Source organism: Rhizobium sp. N324, assembly GCF_001664485.1.
Classification (GTDB): domain Bacteria; phylum Pseudomonadota; class Alphaproteobacteria; order Rhizobiales; family Rhizobiaceae; genus Rhizobium.
The window spans coordinates 483,904-496,112 of record NZ_CP013630.1 but is presented as its reverse complement, the minus strand read 5'-3'; the positions used below and the strand labels follow the sequence as shown (position 1 = coordinate 496,112).

Sequence of the window (12,209 nt, the reverse complement as noted above, 5' to 3'; positions counted from 1 at the left end):
CATCATCGGTCAGCCGCCGGTCTCGTTGGAGAAGGCGGCGACATCGTCGAGTTCAGCGTCGCTCTCACGATAGCTGAAACGCTCGCGCGACAGTTCCAGCGGCTTGCGGCGGGAAATCCGGTAGACGGAGGCCGGCGGCAGGTTGCGCACCGTGCCGCCGATGCGCACCGCCTTCAGGCCGAGACGGTCGAGGATCGGCCGCGGCACTGGGCAGCGCGGGCCATAGGTAAACTGATAGACGGCCCCGCCCGGCCGCATATAGGCGAAGGCGCCGGCCAGGATCGAGGCGATCTTGCGCGGCGACATGGACAAAAGCGGCAGGCCACTGACAACAGCGCCGACCGGCTCCCCCTCGAAAATATCGGCATGAGCGAGTTGGGCGGCATCCATCTGCAGCACGCGCGCCATCGGGAAACGCGCCTGCAGCGCGGTGATGAACTCCGGGCCGTACTCGATCAGGGTCAGATCCGCCTCGCTGACCCCGCGCGCCAGCAGCGCCCGGGTGAAGACGCCGGTGCCGGGGCCGAGCTCGATGATCGGCCCGTCGAGGGCGGCAATTTCACTGGTCATGATCCTGGCAAGCGAATCGCCCGAGGGCGCGATGGCGGCGACGCGCAGGGGGTTGCTGATCCAGGAGCGGAAAAAATGCAGGAAATCGGAGCATGCAGCCTTTGCGGTCATGACTATCCCACCTGTCTGAAATTCGTTTGATTATGAAAAGCGACCATCGCGGCGAGCATGGCAATTCCAAGGCAGGCGCGTCGAACATCTTGAGGTGCAGGCGATTTGCACGGCTTTTCCTGTCGAAAATCTCCGTTAATTTTTTACTTATTGCATTTTTGCAGTTGATGCAAGATTTTATGCAGGACGATTGCACCGGCGCTCTACCGCAGAAGGCGGCCCTAAATGGCCGCCTCCAGATTGCCGACGAAGTCTGCCAACTCAGCCGCGAACGGCCGAGCGCTCGTCAATAATTGCAGCTGGAGCTGCTTGTCGGGTTGAAGCCGAGTTTGCAATCCATGTTGAGGGGCTTCTTCGGGTTCATCATATAGTGTGTCGAACCCATGCTTTCCGCGCGCTCGCCGATCGAACCGGTCGTGCGCCTGTCATGTTCAACCTTGGTTTCCTGCGCAACCGGGCGCGCTGTCGCACCTTGCTCCGTCGCGCTCGACTGGAGGGGAGCTGCCGTGGCCGAAAAGGCAGAGAGGCCGAGGATTACACTGAGGGCGGTGGCGGCCACGCCGGTCTTGAAGGTGGTGGTCATAATCGTCTCCTTGGGAGGATTCAGGGAATTTACGCCCCGGAGTTAGGAAGGCGATCTGTCACATACTACGGCGCCAAAATGGAGGTCACGGATATGTGAGCGGCCCCATGATCGAGAAAGAGGCGGCTCATCGCCGCCTCTTTCATTTGCCGGCTCAATAGCCGTTATCGCAGGGCATGCTGCCGGGACCGATCGATCCAGAAAACGTAGGGTTGCACATTTCCGGGGCTGCCGGTCTGTTCACCGGCTGGCGAACGATTGAGCCCGTGGTGCCGGCCTCGACGCCGAAGGCGGCAAGCGGATACCAGTAACCGTCGGAATGGCGGCGGGTGCCGGGGCGCTCGGTGCGAAAACCCTGATAGCCATGCCAGGATCCGGCATGTGGTTTATATTGAACCATTTTCGCGGACTGGACATCCGGCGGCCGAACCGCCTGGACGGGTGCCGCCTGCGCTGGAGCGATCGACGCGAGGGCGAGAATGGCACTGAGCACTGTGGCGGAAGGGATAAGTCTGAGCATCTTCATGATAAACCCTCCTTAGTGGATTTACCTGATGAAAATGCCTTTCTCGGCCGCGGAGTTCCCGGTTCACATGCAACTTCCAAAACTCGTGATTGCAGGCGATCCGGCGTGACCAAATCGCCAAAAAACGTGAAAAGCCGCGATCGGTGCAAGAGCTCAAGCGGCGCTCGGGCGGAATTACGAATTCTCTGTTCTCAATCCGCGTATAATGTCCGGTAGCCCTGGCCGGAGAGGCAGGCGACATATTGCCGGTGGGCCGCAGCGCGCGCTATCGTTTCCGCCTCCAGCTCATCGGCCTCGGCATAGCCAGTCAGCTGGGCGCGCAGCTCATACTGTCTCCTCGCCTCACGATACATGGCGTTGCCGTCGGTCATGCAAAGGCCGTGCGCAACTGCAGGCGGATTGACCGGTACGCCGACCGCCAGGAGCACCGGATCATTGGCATGGTCGATGCAGCCGGCAAGCGCCGTCATCATCGTCAGGACGGCCAGGGCCCGAAAAATTCCCACCATCATGCATTCCTCCGGCCGCAGCGCCTCTGAGATCATCAGACCTGCGGGTACATCAGGAAGATTGCGCGAAACTAAAGCATGTCGCGCAAAAGTGTGCCGCGGTTTTGCGGCAACGACATGCGTGAAAACAAAGAGCTAAAGCGCGTCGCATGAATCAAGTTTGACGCAACGCGCTTTAGGCAAATCGACTTCTTAAGTTAAATATTGCTTAAATATTATATTAATGCTTACTTATGGTCGCAGACGCTAATCTCTCCGGGGAGGGACGATGATGGCTTCGCCGTGGGTAAACGACGCGCTGTCGCATGCGCAATCAGCGTTTTCCAGCAAGATCAACACCGACATTCTTGAGGTTGGCGGCGGCTCGCGCACGCATATCCCGTTGGCAGGCGCGAGATATACGGTCCTGGATATCTCGAAGGAGCAGCTCGAGAGGAACCGGGACGCTTGCGAGCGGATTCTCGGCGATGCGCAGACCATCGACTATGGAGATCGCCGCTTCGACGCCTGTGTCTTCTGGGACGTCCTCGAACATCTGGAAAGCCCGCGCGCCGCCCTGCTCAGAGCCCATGACACCCTGTCTCCCGGCGGTCTGGTCTTCGTCAAGGGTCCGATCCTGAACTCGGCCAAAGGGATCTTCACCGACCTTACGCCCTGGTGGACCCACGTCCTGTTCTATCGCTACGTCCTGCGGCAGAAAAACGCAGGAAAGCCGGGTTATGCCCCCTTTCGTGTCGAGCACGCCGCCGAGGCATCCCATTCGGAGATTGCCGGGACTTTGAAGGAGCTCGGCATGGATATCGTCTTCGTCGGCGAGTATGTGTCGACGCAGGTGCATGCGCTCAAGGACCGGATTCCCCCGCTTTATTGGCTTTATGAGGCTTTCGGCCTTCTGCTTCGCACAGTTTCGGCCGGAAGGATCGGCGGGCGGGAGACGGAGTTCCTGATCGTGGCAAAGTGCCTGCGTCCCCACCAAACTCTATATAGCACTTCGGAATCCCGAAATTGGCTGCGGCATTGAAATCCTTCACTCTTTCCTGAGGGTCACAGCTCACGAAGCGCGGCGAATTTCGGGATCCCGAAGCGGTGGGATTTCGGGATCCCGAAGTGGCGTTTTTTTCTTCCGGCCGACACGCCCACGTTTGTCGGCGGCAAGTTTGCGGTCGGTCTCGGACCATTTCCGGCACCTTTCCACCGTGCATTGTTTCCACTCGTCGGTCGCCGGCGCACCTTCATGGTCACCGACGAATGTCAGCGTGAACCGGTTGGGATGCGCGACCCCGCTGCCTGCCCGGCCGCGGTGAACTTTGATCAGCCCCTTATAGGCCAGCTCATCGAGCGCATCGGCGACATATTCGCCGGTGACACCGTAGGAGACGAACTGGGGATGGGTCACCACAAGCTTGCCGTTTTCGAGAGCGGCATGGGCGGTGTGTTCGATGACGATGCGGAAGAAGGCGCGGCAGGCATTGGCGCTCAACGTCGTGAACGCCGGCGATTCCAGCAGCTGGATCGTCAGCCATTGCCAGCGGAGGCTGCCGTCATCGCTCCCGCCGGGCGGCGCGGTATGCTTGCGCACCATCGCCCGCGTCTTCCCGGCAGTGGTTCGGCTCTTGTCGCGCGGGTTGAATTCCACCATCAGCCCTTCGCCGTCGTTGCCGGTCGATCCTTCGGCAAGACGCCAACCTTGCGAGGCCGGGAATTCTGCAGGCGCCGGCCGAAGCGCGTCCAGACGACCACCTCGACAACGGGAAAAAATTTGCTCGACATTCAGCATTCCATGGTTGCAATTGCGTGCAACCTAGCGCAAGCATCATTCACAAACTAGGAAAATATTCTTATCTTTGATCTTATATCACCGAGGTCTTCCTGCTAGGATCTCGGCAGGGATGTCAGAGGCCAGCCAGCATGAAATTACCACGGTGGAAAAGACTTGTCTGGTTTTGCGTCTGCGTCACGCTCTCCGGCCCGGCACAGTCCGAGGATGGCGTCACCATCCCCGGTTATGCGCCGGCGACCGGCGTCGAGCATGGCTACAGCGTGCAAAAAGCCACCGAAAGCGACATGTCGTTCTGGTTCGACAAGCCGGGCGCCTCGGTGACGGCGCGCGGCGTATTTCACCCCCGCATGACGGTTCTGTCGCGGGATGAAAACGGCATGCGCGTCCGCTGGTCCCTCAATGCCGAGCTGCCGGAAGGCACCGCCGGTCCTGCCGACAGCTATCAGATGAACCTGCTCTATCAGAATTCCCTGACGGCCTATGGCACAAGCTCGCTCGAACTTGAAACGGATTTGAACGGCTTTCCCACCAATCTGTTCGGCGTCGATCGGATCCTGGCGCATATGCGGGAGATGGCCGCCAATGGACCGGGTGGGGCCGCGACCTCGGAGAACGGCGTCACTGGCATCATCGGCAAGATAGAGCAAAACCCGCTGCTGATTGTCACCGCCTTGGCGCCGGAGGCGCAGCTGCTTGCGACCGGACAATTCCATCAGGACCAGCTCATGCAGATCGGGCAGCCCGCGGCAGGGTCGCGGATCGAGGATTATAGCGGCGTCAATGTCACCGTAGCGTCGACCTGGACCCTTGAGTCCACCGACGCGGCCGCGCGCATGGCGACCCTTTCCATGTCCGAAGACGTCGATCCAGCGGCCTTCAGCCAGTCGCAGCAGCCGGCGATCGCAAAGATGATGGCGGCCTTTCCCGAACGGGTAAAGAACCTTACCTCCGATCAGCTGGCATCCATCAAACGCGCCGGCAAGACCCGAAGCGTCACATTCGTCGTGTCGCTGGACGATGGTTCAACGGTCGAAACCACCGAGATCGTGAGCGTGACCACAGGCGGATTTACGCTGCGCACCTACACCCACATATTGCGGGACGACATGCCGGCGCGCCTGCCGCTCCCCGCCGTGCTGACGGCCAAGGTCTTAGAGGCCCGATCTGCATATCGAGCCGCTGCCATCTGAAAAGGCGGGGTCAGGCATACTCGATGCGCTTTCGACGCCGCCTTCGCCACCAGCATCGCAAGAGACGGTGGCGACGGGCAATGCCGGGCCTGAGGCGATCGCGCCTGTCGCGCTGGCGGTGAAGAGCGCCGAGGTCGCCCAGTCCCCCATCTCTTACGACCGGGGGCTGACTATCGTGCTCACGCCGGAAAGCGCCGCCAAATTCCGCGATTTCACGCAAGCCGCATTGGGACGGCAAACGCAGTTGCTGATCAACGACAAGGTCGTCATCGAATCCTGGATGCGGGAGCCGATCATGGATGGCCGTATTGTTCTGGCGGGAACGGACGGGGAAGATCTGCAGGCGATGGCCGAACAATTGCGCGTCCCTGGAGCTTCGATCGTCGTCCGGCTGCGCCCATGAGGGCGCGCCCACCCCGTGTCATGGCCCCCTGTCATGGTCCAATGTCATAGCCCTCGTCATGGATTGACCCATCGACAGGCCGCAAGCGCGCCCGTCTCCTCATAGGTCAGCAGCGCCCTTCGATTGCCCTGCCGGCGCAACTGGAACCAGTCCAGCGTGCGGGCGCGAAAGATCAGCAGGCCGAAGTGCGGCTTTCCCTTCGCGTCATCCGCAGGCTTCGGCAGAACCGCCTCGTCGATCATGTCAAGACCACACTCGTCCCCGGGCGGACCGCCGGTGTAGGTCGTCCGCGTCCAGGTTGAGAGCTTGTCCCAGGCGTCGTTCGCCGGCTCGCTGCCGGGGGCATGCAGTTCGACCGTTCCCTGAAGCCGAAACTGCAGCCGCGTCTGCGTGGAGAAGCCGAGGACCGTGACATGGGGATTTGCCGAAAGCTCCAGCCATTTCGGGCTGCGGCTGTCGCTGTGAAATTCCAGAACCCGTGATGGACCGTCGGCGCGCCGCAAGACCACCATGCGCGCCTGCGGCCTCGCCTCTGAATCCACCGAGCAGAGGTTCAAGAACCGGAAACCCGACTGCGGGCTTGTCGCCGCCGTTTCAAGCGCCCGCCATGCGGAAGCGTCTATATCCGCGAGGTTCGGCGGCGCGACTTCATGATCTGCTTCCATGGTCTGGCTCAGACGGAACGGGTAATGCCGCCGTCGACGCGGATGTTCTGGCCGGTGATGTAGCCGGCGCCCTCGGAGAGCAGGAAGGCGACGGTCGCGGCGATTTCCTCGGACGTGCCATAGCGGCCCATCGGCACGCTGTCGCGCCGTTCCTCGGTGGCGGGCAGGCTGTCGATCCAGCCGGGCAGGACATTGTTCATGCGGATGTTCTTCGCCGCATAGGTATCGGCGAAAATCTTGGTGAAGCTTGCCAGCCCCGCCCTGGCGAAGGCCGAGGTGGGAAACATCGCCGACGGCTCGAAAGCCCATGCCGTCGAGATGTTGACGATGGCGCCGCCGCCCTGGGCTTCCATGATCGGCGTGACCAACCGGATCGGCCGCACGGCGCTGAGGAAATAGACCTCCATGCCCTTGTGCCAGTCCTCGTCGGTGATGTCGAGGATCGGCGCGCGCGGCCCATGGCCGGCGGAATTGACCAGTGCGTCGATCCGCCCCCATCTCCCCATGGCCAGATCGACGAGCCGCTTCACATCGCCATTCACCAGGTTCGAGCCGGTGACACCGACACCGCCCAATTCCTTGGCGAGCGCCTCGCCCTTGCCCGACGAGGAAAGCACCGCAATGTGATAGCCGTCCGCGGCCAGCTTCCTTGCGGCGGCAGCACCCATGCCGGAACCCCCTGCGGTGATGAGAGCGACTTTTTCTTTGGACATCGGAGCCTCCAATCGTTGAATTGCGAAGCAGTATGCCAGAGACAGCCCCGACTTTCGCCTCAGAAAGAAACATGCCAGACTGTAGAAAATCTACTGGAATGCGCCGATGACCCCGCCCCGCCGCAAGCTGCCGCCGCTGAATGCGCTCCGCGCCTTCGAGGTCTCGGGCCGCAGGTTGAATTTCCGCGCCGCCGCCGAGGAGCTGGGAGTGTCTCAGGGTGCGGTGGCGCAGCAGGTCCGCGCGCTGGAGGATCAACTCGGCCTGATGTTGTTTCAACGCCTGCCGCGCGGCTTGGCCCTGACCCCGCAAGGCGCAGCCTATCTGGCGGATGTGACCCGCGCCTTCGACACGCTCGGCGATGCGACCGGACGGCTTCTCGCCCGGCCGGACGCCGTGACGATCAGCGTCACCCCGACGGTCGCCGCCAAGCTGCTGATCCCGCGCCTCGCCGAGTTCAAAGCCGCCCTGCCCGACGTGGAACTGCGAACGGTCGCCACCGAGGCGCTGTCGGACTTCGACCGCGATCAGGTGGACATTGCGGTGCGGCTGACCCGCGGGCCCTTCCCGGCCTCGCTGGAAACAAGGCTGCTGTTCCGCCAGGAACTGGTCGCCGTCGCCAGCCCGCATCTGGTCAAGGGCCTGCCCCTTCCGCTGACGGCCGATGCGCTTCGCAAGCTGCCGCTTTTGCATGACGCGGTCAGCCCCTGGCCGCTCGTCCTGCAATCGCGCGAGAAGCTGCCGGGTGCGGTGTTCAACCATACGACACTGGCGCTCGATGCGGCGCTGGCCGGCCAGGGCGTCGCTTTGGCCTGCCGGGCGTTCGTGGCGGCTGATCTCGAGGCCGGGCGGCTGGTGCAGGTGATCGATGAGACGACAGTCATCGAGCCGGACTATTTCCTGATCCGCAAACGCTCGTCATCACCGCGAAAGGCGGTCGATGCGGTATGGGATTGGTGCGCAGTACGGCTGTCGCTCGACTAGGCTCGGCGATATCAGGCAGCGTCATCCTGCATGGCCTCAGCACCCTCAACTCAGCCGCTCGCCCCGTCAAACGACGCCAAGTCGGATTTCAATCCTTCGGGTCAGGGACCAGACGTATCAGCGTTCCGTAACGCGCCACGCCGCTGATTGTCGCCGAGATCTGCCGAAGCGGTCCACGAGCGATGAGCGTCTCCGGCGCAGGGTGTTTTCCGGGGCCTGCATCGGCAAAGGCTGAAAACGCGTCACCCGAGTCGAACATCGCCATGAATGATGTCGCGACGATGGCTTCGCCGCAGGCGACGCATCGAAGAATGTACGAACCGCCGTGCACGATCGATTCTGTTTCGCCCGATCCGCACGATGGGCAAGCCATCATATTGTTCATTGGTTTACTCCAGCCTGAGCCTCCAAGCCTCTCCCATACCCGAAATGGCGAGCCTATGAGCAGCAGCCAGAACGACGGCGATGGCGAGCAGCATGGGACCCCATCCACTTGAAGTGACGAGCGGATTGGCGGAGTAGCCGGGCAGCGACAGATAACCAAAAGCCCACCGAGGTCATCCACAGGCCGGCGCAAAACATGATGATTTCATCGATATAGGCTGCGATCATGGCTCTCCCGCCGTCGTAAGGGACTGTGATGCTCTATCTCGAACAGCGACCTCCAATTAAACATCTCGCAGCACTTTCGAAAAAGACCGAAAGCTAAACTTAAGGTGGCAATGCCGTTCCGAATCCCCTGAGCATCCGGACTTATAATCGAACGCGGCCCGCTACTGCCATTCTTGGGAATATCACATGCATAACGCCAAAATTCGCACCGCTGCCTTCTCGCTATGCGTTGCTTTTCAGACATTTCAGCCCGAACAGGTCATGGCCGCTTCCGCCAATGAAAAGTTCTTCGATGCCGCCCTGTGCAAGCCGCCCTATTCGATAACATCGGCAACCGAAATCTATGATGCCGCGGAAGCTCTGGCCAAGCCGGACACCTCGTCGCTCGGTGCGGCGATCTACAAGATCCCGAGCCAGATCGGCCGCGACGGCTTCAAGTCGACGGAGGTTTTCTTTGCCAGCAATGCGGTCGGAATTCTGGTCGAGGGCCAACGCGCTGACGATCTGGCGAAAAAATACGGATTGAAGCCGGAGACCTCGGACCTGCTTGGAACCTCCACCAAGGGCTATGCGCGCGAGCTCCCAGCCGATCAGCAGCCCGAGCCGGGACTTGCTGGAAGAGTTTCCATCGTCGCCGGCCAGGGGGATGCCTTGCCAGGCAAGACATTGCTGGCGTGCGAATTCGCTCAGGATTTTTGAGAGGCGCCGCATAAGCTACAGTCGGCGTTGCTGGAAAAAACATCTCGTTCAAGCCGTCGCCTCGCCACGCGGGATAAACCGCCTTATGTGAGGAGGCGGCAGAGAGCACGCAGCGGAGATCCTGAGACGATGCAAACCATTTGGAAGAAGCCGGTGACGTTGGCCCTTGACGGCCCGGATCAGTGGGTGGTCATCCAGACGACCCAGGCCGCAACATGGGCGTTGGTCGAAGACTGGCCGACCGAAGAGGGCCCGGCGCTCGATCGGGCGTGCGCGGTTTGCGCCGATGTCATGTCGGGCAAACGAAACCGGGAAGAGGCGCGGCAGGCCTTTATCGAAGCTGCCATCGAAGCCGGCATCCCGATCAAGGAGTAGGGTCAGGGCAATTGGGGCTCTGTTAGGCTCGTTGCCTCTACTAAGGGGCACGAGCCAGCGGCTTCCGGCATTGGTGTGGCTTTTGTCGTCTTTCACGCGTGCTGTTGGAAAGACCGGCCCAGCGTCCACATCGCCAATCGCCACATATTCTTCGACTTCAACATTCCATGGTTGCAACGGCCAGCAATCCGGCGTAAGAACGTTTCATGAACTAGGAAAAAAATCTTAGGGCGTCTTTGGAGATCGCCTGTTCCCGTCAGGGACAGGAAATTGCACGCGGTGGAGACCAGGATGCGGAAGATCGGCATGAGGAAGCAGAGCGCGATGGTCTATGGCCAGCGGCTGCTGGCATTGGTTTCGATCCTGCTGGGAAGCGCCGTCCAGGCTTTTTCCTGCGATCAGCCGGTCGTGATTTCCAACTGGTCGCTGTGCGACCGGCAATGTGAGCGCTGAGGGCGGCGCCGCTGATTGGAAAGTCGTTCCGGCATGGACACGCCAGAAAGCCATAAGCGCGTATTTCGGAAATGAGCCGCGGCTCTTGGCAAACCACGGACTTTGCAACGAGAAATTCCAGCGCGTGGTCACCTGCCTGCCGGGATGGGAAATGGGCGATCCGGATGAGTGCTCATATCTGATTTGTAGTGGCTATTACTCATCCGCGTACGGGAAGAAAGAAAAGGAAGACTTTGAAAGAGACTTCCCGGCCGAGCAATAGTTTTTCGCTTGGCTTCCTTGGGTCACAGAGTGGCCATCGCGGCAAGCTTTTTTCATCAGCTTGCATTCTTGAACACGAGGCATTGGGTGAAGCAGTTGCCGCTTTCCACAGCTTCAGACCATGTGACCATAATTTCCCCTTCAAGCATCATGACCTCTGACAAAGCTCGCCCAAGATCCCAGGCAAGGGGAGAGAATTTTTCGCTGGTCAGATTGTCGGCCTGAACGACAAGATAGGCATTCGTCTTCAAGCGTTGGCAGATCTGGCCGTGTATTTCCTGCATGCGTTTCAGATAAACGTCATAGCCGTCATAATTGGGATCGCCGTTGTCAAGCGGGTTCCATTTATGCCAATGCGGCATGTATGGCGGCGATGTGATGCAGAATTCCATCTCGGGAAGGCCGAAGGCTGCCAGCCCCGCGCTATCACCGGAGAAGAGATGATCCTCTGTCGTGATGCGTTCCCTAACCCATTCATATCGCTGCCGGTCGGTTTCTATCCCGTAAGGGATTCTGCCCTTCTGCTCGCAGACGAAGAACGTCGTTCCCAAGCCCACGAAGGGATCGAAGACGGCGTCTCCCGATTTTGTAAACCGATCAAGCAATGCCGACACCAAAGCGCCGGGAAGCTGATTTCATCGCCGTTCTGAAAGTCCGGCAGGGGAAATTGATGTCGGTTGGAGACCGTCCATAATTCTGAAATTGCCACGGCAAACTCCCTCGCCTCGCATCAGCCTTTTCTTCCCCTATCAACGGACATAGCTCCTTCGAGGGACCAGGGAAGTACGCTATCACTTGATGGCGGGGATGAAGCGTCGCACGCTGATTTCGTCGGCGCATTGCCAGGACGATTAGACCTCGTCCGGCCACTCACGCGCGCCGTGCTGGACGAACAGAACTTCGATATGGTCGTCTCGAACGCGGTAGGCAACGATGTAAGGCGTTGCCGGAATAACAAGCTCGCGTGTTCCTCTGATTTCGCCGGCACGCCCTATGAAGGGATTGGCGGATAAAAGCTTCTCCGTCTTTGAATGAATGTCATTGACGACGCGCGCCGCGGCGCGCGGGTTTCTCTCGCCGATATAATCGTTGATGCCGGCAAGCTCTTTGAGATAGCGTTTCGTCCAGACAAGGCGAACGGGGCTGTTATGCCTGACTGTATTTGTTCAGCACGGCGGCAATTTCTTCATCCGTGGCGAAGTTGCCTCTGTCGGCGCCTTCGATCCCCGCCTGAACGCCCGCGATCCATTTTTCCTGCCACGCAAGAGAGCGACCATGGGAAAGCGCGTCTTCGATAATCTGGCTGCGCGTCAAGGTTGAACGCTCTGCCAGCATGTCGATGCGACGGCTAAGATCGTCGAAAATATCTACGTTGTTCTTCATGTGTTCATTCTGCCATATCGCGGCGGTATCGCCAAGAAAATCTGAAGTCCTGCCTGGGCTTCGATGTTCAGGGAATTGTGGGAGATTGGAAAATCGCCGCGCGGTGCTGAAACTAAGCTTCGCCGATAGGCTAAGTTATAAGCGGAATGAAGGATTTAGAACGGCGGATTTGAGCTTCCCGTTCAAGGCCTTAACATAGTCTTGCAATGAAAAAGAGGAAATGGCGCACCCGAAGAGATTCGAACTCCTGACCCCCAGATTCGTAGTCTGGTGCTCTATCCAGCTGAGCTACGGGTGCGTGCAACTGCGGCGGTGCCGCTTGCGTGGGCGATCCTCTAAAGCGTCCTTCGGGACAATGCAAGAGCATTTCTGAAAAAATCGCCGTTTAAAAATT

The 12,209-nt window shown here is 60.0% G+C and carries 19 protein-coding genes, 1 tRNA gene and 1 pseudogene; 8 read left to right on the top strand and 13 right to left on the bottom strand.

What is annotated here, in order from left to right; all coding sequences use genetic code 11:
• Nucleotides 1-9 precede the first annotated feature (9 nt).
• Nucleotides 10-681, bottom strand: a complete 672-nt coding sequence (locus tag AMK05_RS02450) for a class I SAM-dependent methyltransferase (RefSeq protein WP_064836219.1) — start codon at nt 679-681, stop codon at nt 10-12.
• Between the two features lie 32 nt (nt 682-713).
• On the opposite strand from AMK05_RS02450, the gene AMK05_RS02445 reads away from it, so the two are divergent.
• Complete coding sequence (locus tag AMK05_RS02445) at nt 714-974, top strand: hypothetical protein (RefSeq protein ID WP_064836217.1); 261 nt, start codon at nt 714-716, stop codon at nt 972-974.
• On the opposite strand, the gene AMK05_RS02440 is transcribed toward AMK05_RS02445, so the two are convergent.
• The 3 genes from AMK05_RS02440 to AMK05_RS02430 form a co-directional block, all read right to left on the bottom strand.
• A complete protein-coding gene (locus AMK05_RS02440) occupies nt 968-1,264 on the bottom strand; it encodes a hypothetical protein (protein ID WP_064836215.1) in 297 nt (98 codons plus the stop codon). The genes AMK05_RS02445 and AMK05_RS02440 overlap by 7 nt on opposite strands.
• Nucleotides 1,265-1,418: 154 nt before the next feature.
• Nucleotides 1,419-1,790: a hypothetical protein gene (locus tag AMK05_RS02435; RefSeq protein WP_064836213.1), complete on the bottom strand. Its 372-nt coding sequence runs from the start codon at nt 1,788-1,790 to the stop codon at nt 1,419-1,421.
• A 191-nt stretch (nt 1,791-1,981) separates the two neighbouring features.
• The gene (locus tag AMK05_RS02430; protein WP_064841241.1) at nt 1,982-2,302 is read right to left on the bottom strand and encodes a hypothetical protein; all 321 of its coding nucleotides are present in this window, start codon (nt 2,300-2,302) and stop codon (nt 1,982-1,984) included.
• 268 nt (nt 2,303-2,570) lie between these two features.
• Between AMK05_RS02430 and AMK05_RS02425 the strand changes: the two genes are divergently transcribed.
• Nucleotides 2,571-3,320 carry a class I SAM-dependent methyltransferase gene (locus AMK05_RS02425; RefSeq protein WP_064841240.1) on the top strand — a complete coding sequence of 250 codons (750 nt, stop codon included), beginning with the start codon at nt 2,571-2,573 and terminating at the stop codon, nt 3,318-3,320.
• A gap of 30 nt (nt 3,321-3,350) precedes the next feature.
• Here the strand turns inward: AMK05_RS02425 and AMK05_RS02420 are convergent, their stop codons facing one another.
• Both AMK05_RS02420 and AMK05_RS35940 read right to left on the bottom strand, forming a co-directional pair.
• The gene (locus AMK05_RS02420; RefSeq protein ID WP_064836211.1) at nt 3,351-3,938 is read right to left on the bottom strand and encodes a hypothetical protein; all 588 of its coding nucleotides are present in this window, start codon (nt 3,936-3,938) and stop codon (nt 3,351-3,353) included.
• Nucleotides 3,938-4,069, bottom strand: coding sequence for a hypothetical protein (locus AMK05_RS35940; RefSeq protein ID WP_257784954.1), 132 nt, complete (start codon nt 4,067-4,069; stop codon nt 3,938-3,940). The genes AMK05_RS02420 and AMK05_RS35940 overlap by 1 nt, the downstream gene beginning before the upstream one ends.
• Before the next feature lie 138 nt (nt 4,070-4,207).
• Between AMK05_RS35940 and AMK05_RS35065 the strand changes: the two genes are divergently transcribed.
• Both AMK05_RS35065 and AMK05_RS35460 read left to right on the top strand, forming a co-directional pair.
• Nucleotides 4,208-5,269, top strand: coding sequence for a hypothetical protein (locus tag AMK05_RS35065; RefSeq protein WP_082935610.1), 1,062 nt, complete (start codon nt 4,208-4,210; stop codon nt 5,267-5,269).
• 67 nt (nt 5,270-5,336) lie between these two features.
• The gene (locus AMK05_RS35460; RefSeq protein WP_082935609.1) at nt 5,337-5,672 is read left to right on the top strand and encodes a hypothetical protein; all 336 of its coding nucleotides are present in this window, start codon (nt 5,337-5,339) and stop codon (nt 5,670-5,672) included.
• Between the two features lie 56 nt (nt 5,673-5,728).
• Here AMK05_RS35460 and AMK05_RS02410 read toward each other — a convergent pair whose 3' ends face one another.
• Entirely contained in the window at nt 5,729-6,337 is a 609-nt protein-coding gene (locus tag AMK05_RS02410) for a pyridoxamine 5'-phosphate oxidase family protein (protein ID WP_064836209.1), read from the bottom strand.
• Between the two features lie 8 nt (nt 6,338-6,345).
• Nucleotides 6,346-7,050 carry an SDR family oxidoreductase gene (locus AMK05_RS02405; protein ID WP_064836207.1) on the bottom strand — a complete coding sequence of 235 codons (705 nt, stop codon included), beginning with the start codon at nt 7,048-7,050 and terminating at the stop codon, nt 6,346-6,348.
• A 106-nt stretch (nt 7,051-7,156) separates the two neighbouring features.
• On the opposite strand from AMK05_RS02405, the gene AMK05_RS02400 reads away from it, so the two are divergent.
• The gene (locus tag AMK05_RS02400) at nt 7,157-8,032 is read left to right on the top strand and encodes a LysR substrate-binding domain-containing protein (protein ID WP_064836205.1); all 876 of its coding nucleotides are present in this window, start codon (nt 7,157-7,159) and stop codon (nt 8,030-8,032) included.
• Nucleotides 8,033-8,120: 88 nt separating this feature from the next.
• Here the strand turns inward: AMK05_RS02400 and AMK05_RS02395 are convergent, their stop codons facing one another.
• The gene (locus AMK05_RS02395) at nt 8,121-8,417 is read right to left on the bottom strand and encodes a hypothetical protein (RefSeq protein WP_064836203.1); all 297 of its coding nucleotides are present in this window, start codon (nt 8,415-8,417) and stop codon (nt 8,121-8,123) included.
• 413 nt (nt 8,418-8,830) lie between these two features.
• Between AMK05_RS02395 and AMK05_RS02390 the strand changes: the two genes are divergently transcribed.
• The 3 genes and pseudogenes from AMK05_RS02390 (at nt 8,831) to AMK05_RS02380 (ending at nt 10,433) form a co-directional block, all read left to right on the top strand.
• Nucleotides 8,831-9,343: a hypothetical protein gene (locus AMK05_RS02390; protein ID WP_064836201.1), complete on the top strand. Its 513-nt coding sequence runs from the start codon at nt 8,831-8,833 to the stop codon at nt 9,341-9,343.
• Between the two features lie 129 nt (nt 9,344-9,472).
• Complete coding sequence (locus AMK05_RS02385) at nt 9,473-9,718, top strand: DUF982 domain-containing protein (protein ID WP_064836199.1); 246 nt, start codon at nt 9,473-9,475, stop codon at nt 9,716-9,718.
• 291 nt (nt 9,719-10,009) lie between these two features.
• Nucleotides 10,010-10,433: pseudogene (locus AMK05_RS02380) on the top strand (hypothetical protein).
• Nucleotides 10,434-10,488: 55 nt separating this feature from the next.
• On the opposite strand, the gene AMK05_RS02375 reads toward AMK05_RS02380, so the two are convergent.
• The 4 genes from AMK05_RS02375 to AMK05_RS02365 all read right to left on the bottom strand — a co-directional run bounded on the left by AMK05_RS02375 (nt 10,489) and on the right by AMK05_RS02365 (nt 12,113).
• The gene (locus AMK05_RS02375) at nt 10,489-11,046 is read right to left on the bottom strand and encodes a DNA methyltransferase (RefSeq protein WP_237352159.1); all 558 of its coding nucleotides are present in this window, start codon (nt 11,044-11,046) and stop codon (nt 10,489-10,491) included.
• 237 nt (nt 11,047-11,283) lie between these two features.
• Complete coding sequence (locus AMK05_RS33030; RefSeq protein ID WP_442966259.1) at nt 11,284-11,514, bottom strand: type II toxin-antitoxin system RelE/ParE family toxin; 231 nt, start codon at nt 11,512-11,514, stop codon at nt 11,284-11,286.
• A gap of 64 nt (nt 11,515-11,578) precedes the next feature.
• A complete protein-coding gene (locus AMK05_RS02370) occupies nt 11,579-11,815 on the bottom strand; it encodes a CopG family ribbon-helix-helix protein (protein WP_064836197.1) in 237 nt (78 codons plus the stop codon).
• Nucleotides 11,816-12,036: 221 nt separating this feature from the next.
• A tRNA-Arg gene (locus AMK05_RS02365) sits at nt 12,037-12,113 on the bottom strand.
• Nucleotides 12,114-12,209 lie beyond the last annotated feature (96 nt).